Origin of the sequence: Streptacidiphilus sp. MAP12-33 (assembly GCF_041261265.1) — a bacterium.
GTDB lineage: Bacteria > Actinomycetota > Actinomycetes > Streptomycetales > Streptomycetaceae > Streptacidiphilus.
This window is the reverse complement of the sequence record NZ_JBGCCA010000015.1, coordinates 68888-85731: the sequence shown is the minus strand read 5'-3', so window position 1 is coordinate 85731 and position 16844 is coordinate 68888. Positions and strand designations below refer to the sequence as shown.

18 protein-coding genes are annotated in these 16844 nt (G+C 71.9%); 8 read left to right on the top strand and 10 right to left on the bottom strand.

Annotated elements, in window-relative coordinates; translation table 11 throughout:
- Positions 1 to 3: 3 nt before the first annotated feature.
- On the bottom strand, positions 4 to 849 hold the full coding sequence (locus ABH931_RS16940) for a sirohydrochlorin chelatase (RefSeq protein WP_370113977.1): 846 nt from the start codon (positions 847 to 849) through the stop codon (positions 4 to 6).
- 385 nt (positions 850 to 1234) lie between these two features.
- On the opposite strand from ABH931_RS16940, the gene ABH931_RS16935 reads away from it, so the two are divergent.
- On the top strand, positions 1235 to 1471 hold the full coding sequence (locus tag ABH931_RS16935) for a DUF397 domain-containing protein (RefSeq protein ID WP_370113975.1): 237 nt from the start codon (positions 1235 to 1237) through the stop codon (positions 1469 to 1471).
- A 118-nt stretch (positions 1472 to 1589) separates the two neighbouring features.
- Here the strand turns inward: ABH931_RS16935 and ABH931_RS16930 are convergent, their stop codons facing one another.
- A complete protein-coding gene (locus ABH931_RS16930; RefSeq protein WP_370114138.1) occupies positions 1590 to 2108 on the bottom strand; it encodes an ATP-binding protein in 519 nt (172 codons plus the stop codon).
- A 373-nt stretch (positions 2109 to 2481) separates the two neighbouring features.
- On the opposite strand from ABH931_RS16930, the gene ABH931_RS16925 reads away from it, so the two are divergent.
- A complete protein-coding gene (locus ABH931_RS16925) occupies positions 2482 to 3315 on the top strand; it encodes a helix-turn-helix domain-containing protein (RefSeq protein WP_370113973.1) in 834 nt (277 codons plus the stop codon).
- Positions 3316 to 3527: 212 nt separating this feature from the next.
- Here the strand turns inward: ABH931_RS16925 and ABH931_RS16920 are convergent, their stop codons facing one another.
- Complete coding sequence (locus ABH931_RS16920) at positions 3528 to 4121, bottom strand: TetR/AcrR family transcriptional regulator (protein ID WP_370113971.1); 594 nt, start codon at positions 4119 to 4121, stop codon at positions 3528 to 3530.
- Positions 4122 to 4265: 144 nt separating this feature from the next.
- Between ABH931_RS16920 and ABH931_RS16915 the strand changes: the two genes are divergently transcribed.
- Positions 4266 to 4742, top strand: coding sequence for an SAM-dependent methyltransferase (locus ABH931_RS16915; RefSeq protein ID WP_370113969.1), 477 nt, complete (start codon positions 4266 to 4268; stop codon positions 4740 to 4742).
- A gap of 1 nt (position 4743) precedes the next feature.
- On the opposite strand, the gene ABH931_RS16910 is transcribed toward ABH931_RS16915, so the two are convergent.
- From ABH931_RS16910 to ABH931_RS16900, 3 genes are all read right to left on the bottom strand, one after another.
- Positions 4744 to 5652 (bottom strand): DMT family transporter, encoded by a 909-nt coding sequence (locus ABH931_RS16910; RefSeq protein WP_370113967.1) that lies wholly within the window; start codon positions 5650 to 5652, stop codon positions 4744 to 4746.
- 157 nt (positions 5653 to 5809) lie between these two features.
- Positions 5810 to 6742: a M56 family metallopeptidase gene (locus ABH931_RS16905; RefSeq protein WP_370113965.1), complete on the bottom strand. Its 933-nt coding sequence runs from the start codon at positions 6740 to 6742 to the stop codon at positions 5810 to 5812.
- A 310-nt stretch (positions 6743 to 7052) separates the two neighbouring features.
- On the bottom strand, positions 7053 to 7622 hold the full coding sequence (locus ABH931_RS16900) for a DUF5134 domain-containing protein (protein WP_370113963.1): 570 nt from the start codon (positions 7620 to 7622) through the stop codon (positions 7053 to 7055).
- A 445-nt stretch (positions 7623 to 8067) separates the two neighbouring features.
- On the opposite strand from ABH931_RS16900, the gene ABH931_RS16895 reads away from it, so the two are divergent.
- Both ABH931_RS16895 and ABH931_RS16890 read left to right on the top strand, forming a co-directional pair.
- Entirely contained in the window at positions 8068 to 9204 is a 1137-nt protein-coding gene (locus tag ABH931_RS16895; protein WP_370113961.1) for a glycosyltransferase, read from the top strand.
- Positions 9201 to 9926: a polysaccharide deacetylase family protein gene (locus tag ABH931_RS16890; protein ID WP_370113959.1), complete on the top strand. Its 726-nt coding sequence runs from the start codon at positions 9201 to 9203 to the stop codon at positions 9924 to 9926. Before ABH931_RS16895 ends, ABH931_RS16890 begins: the two co-directional genes overlap by 4 nt.
- 134 nt (positions 9927 to 10060) lie before the next feature.
- On the opposite strand, the gene ABH931_RS16885 is transcribed toward ABH931_RS16890, so the two are convergent.
- The 4 genes from ABH931_RS16885 to ABH931_RS16870 all read right to left on the bottom strand — a co-directional run bounded on the left by ABH931_RS16885 (position 10061) and on the right by ABH931_RS16870 (position 13272).
- Positions 10061 to 10618, bottom strand: a complete 558-nt coding sequence (locus ABH931_RS16885; RefSeq protein WP_370113958.1) for an exonuclease domain-containing protein — start codon at positions 10616 to 10618, stop codon at positions 10061 to 10063.
- Positions 10619 to 10701: 83 nt separating this feature from the next.
- Positions 10702 to 11457 (bottom strand): amino acid ABC transporter ATP-binding protein, encoded by a 756-nt coding sequence (locus tag ABH931_RS16880; protein WP_370113956.1) that lies wholly within the window; start codon positions 11455 to 11457, stop codon positions 10702 to 10704.
- Entirely contained in the window at positions 11454 to 12344 is an 891-nt protein-coding gene (locus ABH931_RS16875; protein WP_370114136.1) for an amino acid ABC transporter permease, read from the bottom strand. The genes ABH931_RS16880 and ABH931_RS16875 overlap by 4 nt, the downstream gene beginning before the upstream one ends.
- Positions 12345 to 12426: 82 nt before the next feature.
- Complete coding sequence (locus ABH931_RS16870) at positions 12427 to 13272, bottom strand: ABC transporter substrate-binding protein (protein ID WP_370114134.1); 846 nt, start codon at positions 13270 to 13272, stop codon at positions 12427 to 12429.
- A gap of 291 nt (positions 13273 to 13563) precedes the next feature.
- Here ABH931_RS16870 and ABH931_RS16865 point away from each other — a divergent pair, with 291 nt between their 5' ends.
- From ABH931_RS16865 to ABH931_RS16855, 3 genes are read left to right on the top strand one after another with little or no spacing between them, the layout of a single operon-like run.
- Positions 13564 to 14973 carry a DUF6421 family protein gene (locus ABH931_RS16865; protein ID WP_370113954.1) on the top strand — a complete coding sequence of 470 codons (1410 nt, stop codon included), beginning with the start codon at positions 13564 to 13566 and terminating at the stop codon, positions 14971 to 14973.
- Positions 14970 to 15704 (top strand): SDR family NAD(P)-dependent oxidoreductase, encoded by a 735-nt coding sequence (locus tag ABH931_RS16860; protein WP_370113952.1) that lies wholly within the window; start codon positions 14970 to 14972, stop codon positions 15702 to 15704. The genes ABH931_RS16865 and ABH931_RS16860 overlap by 4 nt, the downstream gene beginning before the upstream one ends.
- Positions 15686 to 16783 (top strand): low specificity L-threonine aldolase, encoded by a 1098-nt coding sequence (locus ABH931_RS16855; RefSeq protein WP_370113950.1) that lies wholly within the window; start codon positions 15686 to 15688, stop codon positions 16781 to 16783. Before ABH931_RS16860 ends, ABH931_RS16855 begins: the two co-directional genes overlap by 19 nt.
- The last annotated feature ends 61 nt before the right edge of the window (positions 16784 to 16844 follow it).

Sequence of the window (16844 nt, the reverse complement as noted above, 5' to 3'; positions counted from 1 at the left end):
CTCCTACAGGTTCTCGGCGTCGATCCCGAGGGCGGCCAGGTACAGGCCCAGGGCCAGGCGCGCCACCGCGGCGTACGCGCCGATCGGCTCGGACGCCGCGCAGTCGATCGCCTCGGCCACGGCCTTGAGCGCCTCCGGGGAGACCTCCGGGCCGAGCAGGTAGGGGGCGAGGGCCGGCTGGACGCAGCCGCTGTCGCGCAGGTGGGTGACCGCCGCCGCGACCGACTCCGCGGAGTCGAAGGACGCCGCGACCACCGGCACCGCCAGGCGCGCGGCCAGCAGCACCGCGGTGACCTCGGCCAGCTCCAGCGCCTCCGCGCCGCCCGTGCCGGCCAGCACGATGCCGTCGGCGGAGGTGTTGATGGCGAAGAGCCGCGCGCGGTCCGCGCGGGCCAGGCCCGCCTCGGAGAGGCGCACGTGGACGGCCTCGGCGAGCAGCGGGTGCGGGCCGAGGGCGTCGGTGCGCCTGACGCCCTCGAAGGGCGCCAGGACGGCGTCCAGCTCCGCGGACGGGCCGGGGGAGACGGGAACCACCACCGGCGGCGCTCCGGCCTCCACAGCGGCCGTCAGTACGTCGGAGAGGCCACGCATGGTGTAGGGGCCGTCCTCCTCACCCGCCGTCAGGTACGCGGGCGTGACCTCGACGCCGGGCTGGTCCAGCCGGATCAGCGTGGCGATCTCCTCGGCCAGCTGCCGGGCCTCGGGCGAGGCCGGCGCGGGGATCGCAAGCAGCAGCGAGGGCGCGCCTTCGGGCAGCTCGGGACGCTCGGGACGGCGGTGGCGGCCCTTCGCGCGGGCGCTCGGGGTACGGACAGGCAGCGGCGTGCTGGGAGTCGCGGCAGTGCTCATGGGGGACGATCGTAGGTCATCCGTTCGCGTGAAGGGAGGCGGGTGCCCTTATACCGGCCGTTTGAACCGCGAACGCGTGAGCAGCGTCACATAGGTGAGAACGGCACATGATTACTGACTGTGTGTCACGGGGGAGTTCCATGCTGTCGATCATGAGGTGCCTTCATGGCGCCCCGCAGTGCGCCCGTTGCCGAGAGCGACAACCGTCCGCCCGGATTTGCCCGATTCGGGCGTTCAACTCCCTGGTGTGTAAAGGAATCTGTCACCTCATGTAAACGCATGTGCACACGCATAAGCACCTGCACGTGCACGTGCACTGGCGATATCATCACCGGCAGTGAGACCGCTGCATGGTGCACCGCTCGCTACATCCGGGGAGATACCTATGCGTCGCATCTACAACGGCATCGCCGCCACGGAACTCGAGGGAGTGGTCTGGCAGAAGGCTCGGATGAGCAACTCGCAGGGCAACTGCGTCGAGCTGGCCCGGCTGGCCGACGGGGACGTCGCCGTGCGCAACTCCCGCTTCCCCGAGGGTCCGGCCCTCATCTACACCAAGGCGGAGATCGTCGCCCTCCTGCACGGCGTCAAGGCCGGGGAGTTCGACCACCTGGCCGAGTGAGCCGATCGAGCCGCGTGAGCGCAGTGGTGCAGCCATGAAGCGGAAGGCCCGGGAGTGAGCTCCCGGGCCTTCCCTCGTCTTCGTGGTCTTCGTGTCACGGTTCGTGTCACGGGGGATCTCAGTCCCGGGTGCTGAGCTCGAAGACCGCCCAGACCACCTTGCCGACGGCGATCGGGTGCCAGCCCCAGGACTGGCTGAAGGACTCCACCAGGTGCAGCCCGCGCCCGGACTCCGCTATCCAGTCCGCCTCGCGCGGCACCGGCCCCCGCTCGCTGGGGTCGCTCACGGCGCAGACCACCTGCGGGTCGTTGCGCACCAGGCTGAGCCGGATCAGGGGGTGGGCCTCCGCGGCCGGCTCGCAGGACGCGTCCATCCGGTCCCCGATCGGGCCGGCCGCCCCGCGTCTGGGCCACAGGCCGCGCTGCTCGGGCACCACCGAGGGGAGTCCGTAGCGCAGCGCGTTGGTCACCAGCTCGCTCGCCACCAGGGCCATGTCGTCGAAAAGGTCGCCGAGCTCCCAGCGGTTGAGCGTCAGCCGGGTGAACTCACGTGCCGTGCGGACCGATTCGTGCCGCGGCGCCAGCGCGCAGCTCACGATCGACTCACGGTCCGCGACCACCGCCGGGCTCAGGCCCATGAAGAGCTCCTCCCATGCGGGCGCGGCCCCGTCCGTTGCCGGCGTGCGGGGCGGAATCTCGGCGTTCTCGGCGGATTGCCTCGGGGCGTGCAGGTGCACGCGTCCCATGGTCCTCTTCGCATACGTCAGATGCAAGAGTGGATTCACGTGCATTCGCATTGCTTGCAGATGCACGTGCAGATTCCCGTGCACAGTGTCATCATGTGATTGCGCAGTGCGATGTCCATGGCATGTCCGTGCGCCAATCTTGACCGACGCGTCGTCAACCGGGCACGATGCGCGCCCGGACAGTGTCGGACAGTGGCAGACTGGCCTCGTTGCCAGCAGGTGGAGGTTCGACGGAATGACCACGGTTCAGCCGGGGGGCGGCTCTATGGTCCGCCGTATCCTCCTCGGCTCCCAGCTGCGCCGCCTGCGTGAGGCCAAGGGCATCACCCGCGAGGACGCCGGCTACACGATCCGGGCCTCCGAATCGAAGATCTCCCGCATGGAGTTGGGCCGCGTCAGCTTCAAGGAGCGCGACGTCGTGGACCTGCTCAGCCTCTACGGGGTCGACGAGTCCGAGCGCGGCCAACTGCTGACGCTGGTGCGCGAGGCGAACCAGAACGGCTGGTGGCACAGCTTCAGCGACGCGATGCCCAACTGGTTCCAGACCTACGTCGGCCTGGAGGAGTCCGCAGCGCTGATCCGCACCTACGAGGTGCAGTTCATCCCGGGCCTGCTGCAGACGCCGGACTACGCCCGCTCCATCATGGGGCTCAACCGCCCGCACATGCAGTCCGAGGAGATCGAGCACCGCGTCGACCTGCGGATGCGCCGTCAGCGCATGATCACCGAGGGCAGCGGGCCGCGCCTGTGGGCCGTCATCGACGAGGCCGCGCTGCGTCGCCCCATCGGCGGACGCGAGGTGATGCGGGCTCAGGTCCAGCACCTGATCGAGGTCTCGGAGCTGGCCAACATCGTGCTTCAGGTGATGCCGTTCCGCTTCGGCGGCCACGCCGCCGAGACCGGGGCGTTCTCCATCCTCCGCTTCCCCGAGCAGGACCTGCCGGACGTGGTCTACCTGGAGCAGCTGACCAGTGCGCTGTACCTGGACAAGCGGGACGACGTGGACGCGTACATCCAGGTCATGGAGCGCCTCAGCGTCGACAGCCTGACCCCGGAACAGACGGTCGACCTGCTCTCGGGCCTCCTGAAAGAGGCGTAGGCCTCTTCGGGGCGCGGGGCACTGCCGAGGCGCGGCTCCTCCCCCGGCCTTCGGCCGGGAGGCGCCCGCTGCGCGGGCGCGACGACCCCCGGCCTTCGGCTGGGGGACCCCCTCCCTGGGCCTTGAGATCCTGAGCGCGCAGGGCCATCCCCCTCGGGTGGGTTGCTCGCGCACGCGGGTGATCGAGCAGAGCCCCGCGCCCCCCGAGGCGGCTACGCCGCCTTGGGGCTCCGGGGCCCCAGGGCCGGGTCGAGGCCGTAGCGGGCGAAGAGGTCGGCGCGGATCAGTGCCGGGGGCGCTTCCGCGCCCGGGAGCAGCATGCCGATGCACGCGCCCATGAGGGCGCTGCGCAGGACCGCGTGGTCCGCGACCGGATCGGTGGAACCGCGCCGCCGCAGCACGTCCTGGAGCAGGCGCCCGAGCTGCCGCTGCTCCTCGTCCTGGACGAAGACCCCGTCCAGCGGCGCCAGGATCAGCGACAGGTGTGTCCGCATCAGCGTCGCCTCGTCCACCGCCAGCCCGGTGACCGCGTCGATCGCGGTGGCCAGCCAGACGTCCGGGTCCTGCGAGTACGACCCGCTCTCCGGCTCGTCCAGGGGACGCAGCGCCGCCGCCAGGGTGAGGTGCATGTGCCGGTGCATCGCGGTCTGCAGCAGGTAGCGCTTGCCGGGGAAGTAGTACGACACCAGACCGCGCGCGACCCCCGCGCGCTCCGCGATGTCACCGAGCGTCACCTGGGTGAAGCCGCGCCGACCGATCAGCTCCACGGCCGCCTGCATGATGCGCTCGCGGGACCGGGTCCGCATGACTTCGTTGACTGCCGCCCGCCGTGGTGACATGGTGCTCCCGCGCTCATTGGCCTGGCGTCAATATACGCGCGGCGCACATGCGGTACGTCAGCCCGGGGGAGCGGCGCCACCGCCCGTTCGGCCCCCACCCGGAGCGATCACATGCACAGTGCAGAGCCCCTTCCGACAGCCCCGATCGGGCACGTCCTCGGCGGCCGCGAGGAGGTCCGCGACGACCACTGGGGCGCGGTGGAGGCGGTGATCCGTCTCGACGCCGCGCAGTACGGCCCGGAGGCCCTGGCCGGGCTCGGCGACTTCTCCCACCTGGAGGTGGTCTTCCAGTTCCACCTGGTGCCCGAGGAGAAGATCGAGTCGGGTGCGCGGCATCCGCGCGGACGCGAGGACTGGCCGCTGGTCGGCATCTTCGCGCAGCGCGGCAAGAACCGGCCCAACCGCCTCGGCGTATCGCGCTGCGAGCTGGTCAAGGTCGACGGCCTGGACCTGCACGTCCGTGGCCTCGACGCGGTCGACGGCACCCCGGTGCTGGACCTCAAGCCGTGGATGCGGGAGTTCGGCCCGCGCGGCGAGGTCCGCCAGCCGCAGTGGGCGACGGAGCTGATGGACGACTACTACCGGTGAGTCAGCGGTAGGTCATCTCGCGGTCGGCGCCCGCCTGGCGCCGCTGTCGCAGGGACTCCGGGCAGGCGTCGGGCAGGGCGGGGTGGCGGCCGATCACCACCACCCCCAGCACGATGCAGGCCAGCCCGAACGCCTCTCCGGCGAGCGCGCCGGGGGTCAGTGTCAGCCGGTCGCCGAGGAAGCCCACGCCGCAGGCGATGCCCGCGAGCGGCTGGGCCGCGGTGAGTGCGGGCAGGGACATCTTCAGCGGCGCCGACTCGAACGCGCTCTGCACCAGGATCAGCCCGATGACGCCGATCGCGACCACGGCGTACGGCTGCCAGCTGCGCAGCAGCAGGGCGACGCCGCCGTGGTCGAGGCGCAGCCCGGCGGTCCGGGTCAGCGCGTCCTGGACGCCGTAGAGCAGGCCCGCGGCGAGCGCGAGCAGAGTCGCCTCGCGGACCCGCGGCAGCCGCCTGGCCAGCGAGACCAGCAGCAGGGCCAGCCCCGCGACGATCCCGAACACCAGCCAGTGCCGCAGCACGCCCTTCTCGGTCCCGCCGCCGGTGGGCGACCCGCTGAGGATGAACACCGTCACCCCCGCGGCCAGCAGCAGCACCCCGCCCCAGCCGGAGGCCCCCAGCGTCTGCCGGGTGATCCGGCGTGCGAGCGCCATCGCGAACAGCAGGTTCGTCGCGAGCAGCGGCTCGACCAGGGAGATCCGCCCGGCGTTCAGCGCCAGGGCGCTCAGGATCTGACCGCAGACCATCAGGGCGATGCCGAGGAGCCACTCGCGCGAGCGCATCAGGCTCAGCAGCAGGCGGTACGAGAGCAACTGCTCACGCGGCGCGCACTGGGCGGCGTGCTGCTGCAGGACGAACCCCAGCCCGAGGAGACAGGCCGCGCCTACGCCGAGAAGGAACACCACCACGGGGAAGCCCCCACACGTGAGTCACGAGCCGTCAGCAGTCGGCCCTTGCCGGAAGCGTAGCGCGGGTTGCTTGGAATGACCTGGGTGACGCAGAAGGTTCGCATTTCCGGCTTACGCGCGGTTGCTCCCTCGCGCGCGGGCGCGTCAGCTTCAGTGCTCAGAGCGCGGTCAGGCCCGGGGCCAGGGTCAGCAGGACCGGGGCCAGCGGCAGGGCCAGGGCGGCGAGGGTGAGCACGAGGCGGCGCGGGGCCGGGAGGCGGGTCGCGCCGGAGAGGAGGCGGTCGACCCGGAACGGTATCTGGGCCAGCGGATGCGTGCAGGCGCTCTCGGGGTTCAGCTCGACCAGGGCGATCGCGGTGGCCAGGCGGCCGTGCCGGCGAGCCGCGGAGTCGTCCGCCGCCAGCTCCACCAGCTGGCCCACCTGGTCGCGGAACTGACCGAAGAGCCGGATCGCGGGAAAGCCCGCGACCAGTGCCTCGGCCGCGCTGAGCAGCCAGTGGTGACGCGCCCGGACATGCCCGCGCTCGTGGGCGAGCAGGGCGTCCAGCTCGCGGCCGCTGAGGCGGCGCAGCGCGCCCGTGGTGACCACCATGCGCGGCACCGGCCCCGGCAGGGACCAGGCGCGCGGCTCCTCGCTCTCCAGCACGACCAGTTGCTCGGACCCGACGGCCTTCGGCCTCAGCTCGGGATGAAGGTCCGGCGCCTGGCGGATCAGCTGGTGCCGCTGGCGGCGGCGGACCGCCTGCGCGCCGGCCAGCTCGTAGGCGAGGGCGAGAGCGGTGCGCACCCCGCCGAGGAGCAGCACGAAGGCGGCCGCGATCGCCCACGGCCGGGCCGTGGGAAAGCCGTAGGCGGCCTCGACACCGGCAGGCGCGCCGGAGAAGACCAGGTCCCGCAGGGCGGGCCAGGCGCCCGCCCCGGCCAGGACCAGCGCGCAGGCACAGCACAGCAGGACGGCGATGACCAGGCACTGCCACGCCCACAGGGCGACCACGGGCTCCCGGCCGGCCCACCGGGCGCGCGCCAGCGCGCGCGGGCCGACCAGGGTCAGCACCGCGACGAGCGCGACGAGTTCGGGCAGGGCTCCCACCGCTGCGGCTCCTCGGGGCAGGACGGGACGCCCGCGTCGGTGCGAGCGGCCCCGCTCAACCTATGCCTTCGTACCCCGTCGACGGAATGGCTCCCGGGCTCAGTGACGCAGGACACGAATCGTCCACGGACGGCCGGGCGCACGGCGCACGGCCGGGGAGCCGGGGTGCCAACCGGGTCGGCGAACCTTACCCGGAGCCGGAGCCGGAGCCGGAGCCGGAGCCGAGTCGCGCCGGACCGGGAGCGGGAGCCGGGTCGCACGGACCGGGGTCCGGCCTTGGGGCCGGTGGGGCGGCCGGTGGAGCCGGGGCTCAGAGCAGGGCCAGCATCGTCGCCATCGAGAGGCCCATGACGACCCGGCAGGCGTCCGGCAGTGCGGGCGCGCGCCACAGCGGCCGGGGGCCATCCATACCCGCCGGGACGGCTGCGGAGACCAGCCGCAGGCCGGTGGCCACCGACACCGCCAGGCAGCCCACGAGCAGGGCCCCCGTCAGCACGGGCACCCCCCGGGTCGGCCCTCCGGCCATGCCGCTCATCCCCGCCATGGCGCGCGACCCGCCTGCCATGGCGACCGTCATGTAGACCATCGCCGCGTGCCCGACCAGGTGGTAGACGTGGTGGGCCCGGTGGCCGGAGGCGAGCGCACCGAAGACGAGGGAGGCCACGGCCGCCGACCCGTAGACGGCCACCCCCACACCCGTAGGGGTCGCCAGACCGGCCGCCATGGCGGCCATGCCCAGGCCCATCACCGCCTCCGTCGCGTCCGACGCACGGTGCGCGGGCGGTGCCGCGCGGCGCAGGCAGAGCCTGGCGGCGCAGTAGGCCCCGGCGCCTCCGCAGAGCAGCCCGAGCAGCCAGGCGATCACCCCGGTTCCGCCCATCCGCGCCCCCGATCTCCCGCTGAGCCGCGCCATCGCTCCAGCTCGCGGCCGCACCGACGGATCCACTGTGACGCACGGTCACCGGTGCACGACAGGGCGCTCCGGGGGGCGCAGAGGCGCAGAAGCGCACGCTTCGAGCCGTCCGTCTCCTCCGCAGGGCCGACCCTGAGACGCGGCGTACTCCAGATGGAGTACGCCGCGCCGCCGCGTACCCGACGCGACTACGGATGGGGGGTGCCGATTCATCCTGCGGGCGCTCTCCCCGCGCGCATCCGGTCAATAGCGTGGAACCGTCCGCTTGTGTCGTAGCTGAGCGCCACCGCCATCACGGGGCCGACGCCGGGACGACGCGCCACCGAACCAGGGGACTGCCGACACCATGGGCCGACTGATCCGACTTCCGCTGCAGCGACGTACCGTACCCGGGCACGGCACCCCACGTGCGGTGATCGTGTCCGCGAGCGTCGGCGCGGGACACGACGCGGTGGCCAAGGAGCTCGAGGTCCGCCTGCTGGAGGCCGGCCTCACCGTCGACCGCCACGACTTCCTCGACCTGCTGCCCGGCACCACCGGCAAGATCTTCGTGGGCACCTACCACACGATGCTCGAGCGGGCCCCCTGGACGTGGAAGCTGCTCTACGGCGGCATGGACAACCCCGGGATGATGAGCGGCCAGGCCCGCCTGTTCACCTGGCTCGCCGGCCGCGCGATGCGCCGCGCGCTCAAGGACGACACCGCGATCGTCGTCTCCACCTACCCGCTCGCCAGCCAGGTGCTGGGCCGCCTGCGCAAGAGCGGCAAGGTGAGCCAGCGCGTGCACACCTACCTCACCGACTTCTCCGTCCACCGCCTGTGGGCCTCCCCGCACGTGGACGCGCACCTCGCCGTGCACACCGTCCCGGCCGAGCAGGCCGAGAGCGTCGACTGCCAGGACGTCCACGTCGTGACGCCGCTGGTCGACCGCCGGTTCCAGCCGGTCAGCAAGGCCTCGCGGGTCGCCGCCCGCCAGCGCTGGGGCCTGCCGCACGACCGGAAGATCGCGCTGCTGGTCGGCGGCTCCTGGGGCGCGGGCGACCTGGAGCACACCGTCGCCGACGTCCAGGCGGCCGACCCGCGCTTCACCTGCGTCGTCGTCTGCGGCCGCAACGAGGTGCTGCGCCAGCGCCTGGAGGCGGCCGGCGTCACCGCGCTCGGCTGGGTCGACGACATGCCGAGCCTGATGCACGCCGCCGACGTGCTGGTGCAGAACGCCGGCGGCATCACCGTGCTGGAGGCCGTGGCCTCCGGCATCCCCGTGGTCACCTACCGCTCGATCCCCGGCCACGGTCTGACCAACGCCGCCGCGCTCGACGCGGCCGGTGTCGCCCCCTGGGCGCGCACCCACGCCGAGTTGGCCCCGCTGCTGGACCGGGCGATACGCTCGGAGTCCGCGGTGCCGGCGCCCTGGGGCGTCGACCCGGTCGGACTGCTGCTGGAGTCCGCGGGCCTCGGCCACCTGGCCGCGGCGGCCCCCGGTGTGGTCCTGCCGCTGGGTGCCGCGAGGGAGGCGATGGACTCGATGGAGATGGAGAAGGCCCGATGAACCGCGTCGTGAAGACGGCCGCCGGGATCGCCGGCGGTCTGGCCCTGGCCCACGCCGCTCCGGCGCTCACCTCGATCCAGCCGCTGGAGCCGCTGCGGACCAAGCTCTTCCCCGGCTACGGCGGTCAGGGCGACGCGAACCACATCGCGCTGAGCTTCGACGACGGCCCCGACCCGATCTCCACCCCGCGGTTCCTGCGGCTGCTGGAGAAGCGGGATGTCAAGGCCACGTTCTTCCTGCTCGGCTTCATGCTGGAGCGCGACCCCGCGCTCGGCAAGGAGATCGTCGCGGCCGGCCACGAGATCGCCGTCCACGGCTACCTGCACCGCCCGATGGTCGTCCGCACGCCGCGTGCCACGCGCGACGACCTCACCCGCGCCCGTGACCTCGTCGCCGAGGCGACGGGCGTCGCCCCCCGCTGGTACCGCCCGCCGTACGGCATCGCCACGACGGCGGCGCTGACGACCGCCCGCGGCCTCGGCATGACGCCGGTCCTGTGGACCTCCTGGGGCGCGGACTGGCGCGCGGGCGCGACCGGCACCTCCGTCTACCAGACGGTCACCCGCAACCTCCGCGGCGGCGGCACGATCCTGCTCCACGACTCGGACTGCACCTCGGCCCCCGCCTCCTGGACCGCGACCCTCGCCGCACTCCCGCGCCTGCTGGACCACTGCGAGGAGCAGGGCTGGTCCGTCGGCCCGGTCGGCGAGCACGGCCTGTAGTCGCACTTTGCCAGGGGCGCGGGGAACCGCGCGGGAAACCCACCCCAGGCGGATGGCCCTGCGCGTTGAGGACCAGCGGCACGCCGGTGGCTTGGCGCGCAGTTCTCCGCGCCCCTGGCAAAGGGCACACTGGCTCATCGGAGCAGGGCGAGCGTCCCCGGCGTCAGCATCAGGGCGGCGATGTTCCAGGCGTCGTCCGCGCCGCAGTGGTGGCGGCCCTCCAAGGGGAGGCCGGCGCGGCTGAGGGCCTGGGCCATGCCCGGGCGCTTGCGCAGCCCGTTCGCCTCGGTGAAGACCGCCTTCGCGTTGGTGTGCCGGGCGCCGAAGGGATACGCGACGCCGGTCGCGCCGCACTGGCGGGTGAACTGGTGCCGGTCGTAGTCGCCCCAGCTCGCCCACGGCCGGACCCCGGCCGCATGCTCGGCGGCCAGCCATCGGCACGCCTCGGCGAAGGAGACCCCGCCGTCCACCTCGCGCTGCGTCAGCCCCGTCAGCTCCGTGCAGAACGGGCTCACCCGCGACCGCGCGGGCCGCACCACCAGGCGGTGCTTGGCCACACGCTCGCCCCGGGCGAGGTCCACCACCGTCAGCCCGATCTCGATGATCTCGTTCGCGGCGCCCGCCGGAGGAGCGCCCTCCCAGCAGGTCGCCTCCACGTCGACGACGTTCAGCAGGTGTGGTGTCCAGTCCATCCTGGCACGGTAGCGACAGCGTTCGGCGCCTGGCACCCGGATTTCGCTCAGGCGGCGCAGACCGTCCGGCCGAGCCCGGCGGTTCACAGCCGCCCGGCCTCCCGGAGCCGGCTCAGGAACCGCCGCGTCCGTTCGTGCTGCGGATCGCCGAAGACCTGTTCCGAGGTGCCCCGCTCCAGGATGACACCGTCCGCCAGGAAGCAGACCTGATCGGCGACATCCCGTGCGAACGCCATCTCGTGGGTGGCCAGCACCATGGTGCGGCCCTGCTCCTTGAGGTCGCGGACGACGGAGAGGACCTCGGTCACCAGCTCCGGGTCGAGAGCCGCGGTGATCTCGTCGAGCAGCAGCACGCGCGGCTCGGAGACGATCGCGCGGACCAGCGCGACGCGCTGCTGCTGGCCGCCGGAGAGGCGGTCCGGGTACTCCTTGGCCTTGGCGGCGAGCCCGAGCCGGTCCAGCAGTTCGAGCGCCTGGCGCTCGGCCTCGGCCCGCGGCACGCGGTGGACCCGGCGGGGGCCGAGGGTGATGTTCTCCAGCACGTTCAGGTGCGGGAAGAGGTTGTACGCCTGGAAGACCACGCCGATGCGGCGCCGCACGGCGTCCGCGTCGACGCGCGGGTCGGTGATGTCCTCGCCGTCCAGCCAGATCGCGCCGTCCTCGATCTCCTCCAGCAGGTTCGCGCAGCGCAGCAGCGTGGACTTGCCGGAGCCGGAGGCGCCGATGAGGACGGTGACGGAGTGCTCGGCCACGTCCAGGCTGACGTTGTCGAGGATGACGTGCTCGCCGAAGGCCTTGCGGACCGACTCGAAGCGGAGGACGGGCGCGACGGCGGTCATACGACGCCTCCCTGCGTGCGGCGGCGGTCCATGCGGCGGGTGAGCCAGTCGGCGTAGCGGGTCATCGGCACCGTGAGGATCACGAAGCCGAGGCCGGCGACGACGAGCGGCGTGTAGTTGAAGCTCTCGGCGACCTGGATGTGCGCGGCGGCCACGGCGTCGATCGCGCCGCCGACGTAGACCAGGCCGGTGTCCTTCTGCAGCGACGCCATGTCGTTGACGAGCGCCGGGATCACGCGGCGGACGGCCTGCGGCAGCACCACGAAGCGCATGGTCTGCGTGTAGGTCAGGCCGATCGAGCGGGCGGCGGCTCGCTGGCTCGGGTGGACGGACTCGATGCCGGCGCGGAAGACCTCCGCCACGTAGGCGGAGTAGTTGATCACCAGCGCGACGCCGCCCAGGACGATCGGGTCGTTGGTGACGCCCTGCAACTGCAGCGCGGGCACACCGAAGACGATCAGCAGCAGCAGGATGATCAGCGGGAAGCCGCGGAAGAAGTCCACGTACGCCGTGGCCAGCATGCGCAGCGGCAGGAAGACCGGGCCGCGCAGCGTCCGCACCGCGGCGATCAGCAGACCGAGCACCAGGATGGTCGGGCCGCAGACCGCCAGCAGCTCCAGGTTCAGCACGAAGCCGTGCAGCACCGGGGAGATCGCCTCGCGGGCGTAGTGCCCGTTGAGGAAGGTCTTCTGTGTCACCGGCCAGCCGGGGGAGCCGGTGACGACGAAGAACAGCACCGCCGCCACGGCGAGCGTGCTCGCCGCGGCGATGAGCGCCGAGCGCCGGGTGCGGGAGCGGCGGTAGGCCTCGCGGGCCACCCGCCGCTCGGACGGCACGTACGGGGCTCGGGCGACGCCGGTGTCGTCGCTCGCCCCGGGCGGGCCCACCGAGGGCACGCTCACGTCGGACTCACTCACTTGAGGGCTCGCTCACTTCGGACGCGGTTGCTTGACGCGTGGTCTGACGCGGTTACTTGAGGACGGGCGCCGAGTCGGCGGCCGGCAGCCACTTCTTGGCCAGCTGGTCCAGGGTGCCGTCGGCCTTGAGGGCGTCCACGGCCTGCGAGACGCAGGAGGTCAGCGCGCTGCCCTTGGCGAGCACCAGGCCGAACTGCTCCGGCTTGCCGTCGGCCGTGGCCGAGCCGCTCGGGAACTGGCCGACGATCTTGGCGTCGGTGACCTGGGCAGAGGTGATGTAGAAGGCCGTCGGCAGGTCGACCACGATCGCGTCGATCTGGTGGTTCTTCAGCGCGGCGCTGGCCAGGTCGGTGCTGTCGAAGACGGCGGGCTGGGTGCTCGGCTTGACGACGTTCTGCACCACGGTCAGGCCGGTGGTGCCGACCTGGGCGCCGATCTTCGCGCCCTTGAGCGCGGCGACCGTCGTGGCGCCCGCGTACTTGGAGTCCTTCAGCGTGATGACGGCCTGGCGCACGTCGTAGTAGCCGGAGGAGAAGTCGACGGCGTTCTTGCGCTCGTCGGTGATCGAGACCTCGTTGATGTCGAAGTCGAACTTCTTCTGCCCCGGGGCGACGACGCTGTTGAACGGCGCGACGGTCCAGGTGACCTTCGAGGTGCCGTAGCCGAGCTGCTGGGCGACCGCGTAGGCGACGGCGGACTCGAAGCCCTTGCCGTCGGACGGCTTGTTGTTGTCGAACCACGGGTCGTAGGCCGGGTTGTCGGTGCCGACCGTCAGCGTGCCCGAGGACAGCGTCGGGAGGGCGCCCTTGGCGCAGGTGGCCGCGGCGGGGGAGCCGGACGCGGCCGAGGCGGAGCCGCTCGCGCTGCCGCTGGACTGCGGCGCACACCCGGCGAGCATCAGGACGGCCGCGCCGGCGGCGGCGCTGAGCAGACGGGAGGTCTTGAGCAGGGCGTTCACGATGACTCCTGGTTGGACGGCAAGTGGCGGCAGCCTACCTACCAGTTGTCACAGGAGGGTGAAGCACCCACTCCGTATCGCGCTGCGTCTCATATCGCGGACGAAAATCTCCCCCATGGTGACCATCCGTGACAAGCGCCACGCCAGCGGTTGCGGTCTCCTCTTGAACAACAGAACCTTCTGTATATACGGTGGCACCACCACAGTTTCTTTCGTTCAGGCAGGGTCCTCATGGAAAATCTCTCGTCGACGCTCCCCGCGGCAGACAAATCCACTGCGGATCTCGCGGGTAACCCGGCCTGGCTGCGCCTCAAGGCCGCGGTCGAGGCGATGCGACCGCTCCAGTCCAAGGACGGGTCGATCGACCTCAACGTCCGCGGCGCGTCCACCAAGGACGAGGCCGACGCGCAGCTGGCCGCGATCACCGCCGCCATCGGCGAGCTCGCCCCGCTCTTCCCGCACGACAAGGCGTACCTCGACGCGGTCGTGCTGGACCTGGTGCGCTGGGCCGCCTCCGGCTACGCCGTGCCGGACTTCCTCGACTCGCTGCTGGCCTTCCAGCCTGCCGAGCAGCGCGTGGACGGCCTGGCCCACCTGGTCGTCTTCCCGATGTACACGCAGAACGGCAACCCGGACCGCAACCTGGAGGCCGTGCTGCTCCACGTGGTCTGGCCGGAGTGGCTCTCCGAGCTGGAGCGCACCCGCTACGACAACCCGATGTTCGTGCCGATCACGTTCGTGGACTTCACGGCCGGCTACGACACCAACTCGGCGGTGCTCTTCCCGGAGACGGTCTCGGTGCGCGAGGTGCCGGAACGTTTCACCTGGGGTGGCATCTTCTGCGACCGCGAGGCCGCCCGCTTCCGCGCCGTCTCCAACGCCTCCGTGCGGACCCTCGGTCTGGAGATCCCCGAGGACGCCGCCAGGCTGCTGGCCGACCAGGAGCTGGCGCAGCAGACCTTCGTCCTGTGGGACCTGGTCCACGACCGCACCCACAGCCACGGCGACCTGCCGTTCGACCCCTTCATGATCAAGCAGCGCTCCCCGTTCTGGATGTACGGGCTGGAGGAGCTGCGCTGCGACCTGACGGCCTTCAAGGCCGCGGTCGAGCTGGAGGCCGAGGGCAACGAGCACGGCCGCAACGTCCAGTACGCGATCCTCTTCGACCGGATGTTCCGCTTCCCGGTCTCCGGCGGTCGCGTCCGCAACTACGACGGCCTCGGCGGACAACTGCTCTTCGCGTACCTGCACAAGCACGACGCGCTGCGCTGGACCGACAACAAGCTGCACATCGACTGGCAGCGCGCCCCGCAGGTCACCAACGACCTGTGCGCGGAGATCGAGAAGCTCTACCGCGACGGCATCGACCGCCCGAAGACGGCCCACTGGCTCGCCGCCTACGAGCTGGTCGCCACCTACCTGACCCCGCACCCGGCCTCCACCTGGGCCAAGGGCGCCGACGCGCTGCCCTTCGCCGAGCACACCGAGGCCAAGGCTCTCAACAAGGCGCTCTGCGACGCCGTGCTGCCGGACGAGTTCCCGCTCAGCATGTTCTTCGAGGCGCTGTCCAAGAAGCTGTCCGGCGTCATCGCCTCCACCTCCGGCATGACCGGCACCACCGTTCTGGAGAACGCAGCGTGAGTGAGCTCTCGACCGTCGACCTCAAGGGCCGCGTCGTCGCCGTCGCCGGCGCCACCGGCATGGCCGGCCGCGCCACCGTGCTGCGCCTGGCCCAGGCCGGCGCGACCGTCTCCTGCGGCGACATCGACGCCCGCCGCCTGGACGAGCTGATGGACTCCGTCCGTCGCGCCGTCCCCGGCGCGATCGTCGTCGGCCAGGTCGTCGACCTGCTCGACCCGCAGGCCGCCCGCGACTGGGCCGACCACGTCGAGGCCGAGCACGGCCGCGTCGACGGCCTGGTGCACCTGGTCGGCGGCTGGCGCGGCAGCAAGACCTTTGCCGACACCGACCTGGCCGACTGGGACTTCCTGCACGACATGCTCGTGCGGACCCTCCAGCACACCAGCCTCGGCTTCCTGGAGGCGCTGCAGCGCAGCGACGACGCCCGCTTCGCGATCATCTCGGCGGCCGGGGCCCACAAGCCCACCGGCGGCAACGCCGCCTACGCGACCGCCAAGGCCGCGGCCGAGGCGTGGACGCTGGCCATGGCCGACTCGCTGAAGGACTCCTCGGCCGCGGCTGCCATCCTGGTGGTGAAGGCGCTGGTCTCCCCGGAGATGCGCGCCGAGAAGCCGAACGCCAAGTTCGCCGGGTTCACCGAGACCGCCGACCTCGCCGAGCAGGTCGTCTCCCTGTGGGCCCGCCCCGCCGCCGACGTGAATGGAACGCACCTGTGGCTGACGCCCCAGTGAACGACGCTGTGACCGACGTAGTGACCGAGGCCAAGCGCCGTCACGACCCCGCCGTGCGCGGATTCGCCAGCGACAACTACGCCGGCATCCACCCGGAGATCCTGGCCGCCCTGGCCGTGGCCAACGACGGCCACCAGATCTCCTACGGCGAGGACGCCTACACCGAGCACCTCCAGGACGTCTTCAAGGCGCACTTCGGTGAGCGGGCCCAGGCCTACCCGGTCTTCAACGGCACCGGTGCCAACGTCACCGCCCTCCAGGCGCTGCTGCCCCGCTGGGGCGCGGTCGTGGCCGCCGCCACCGCCCACATCAACGTGGACGAGGGCGGCGCGCCGGAGAAGATGGGCGGCATCAAGCTGCTCACCGTCCCCACCCCGGACGGCAAGCTCACCCCCGAGCTGATCGACCAGCAGGCCTGGGGCTTCGGCGACGAGCACCGCGCGCAGCCGCTCGCGGTCTCCATCACCCAGTCCACCGAGCTGGGCACCCTCTACACCCCGGACGAGATCCGCGCGATCTGCGACCACGCCCACCAGCTGGGCATGCTCGTCCATGTCGACGGCTCCCGCCTGGCCAACGCGGCGGCGACCCTCGGCCTGCCGTTCCGCGCGTTCACCACGGACGCGGGCGTGGACGTGCTGTCCTTCGGTGGTACGAAGAACGGCCTGATGCTGGGCGAGTGCGTGGTCGTGCTCAACCCGGACGCGGTCAGGAACATCACCTTCCTGCGCAAGACCTCGATGCAGCTGGCCTCCAAGATGCGCTTCATCTCGGTCCAGTTCGAGGCCCTGCTGGCCGGTGACCTCTGGCTGCGCAACGCGTCCCACGCCAACGCCATGGCCAAGCGCCTGGAGACGGCGGTCGCCGGGATCGGCGGCGTCGAGGTGGTCCGTCCGGTCCAGGCCAACGCGGTCTTCGCGATCCTCCCGCGCGAGGTGAGTGAGCGGCTGCAGAAGCGGTTCCGCTTCTACTTCTGGAACGAGCACACGGGCGAGGTCCGCTGGATGTGCTCCTTCGACACGACGGAGGCCGACATCGACGCCTTCGCCGCGGCGATCGCCGAGGAGATGGGCCGCTAAGGGCTCGTTGCACTCTCCAGGGGCGCGGGGCTCTGCTGATCAGCGGCTCCGCCGCGGGGCG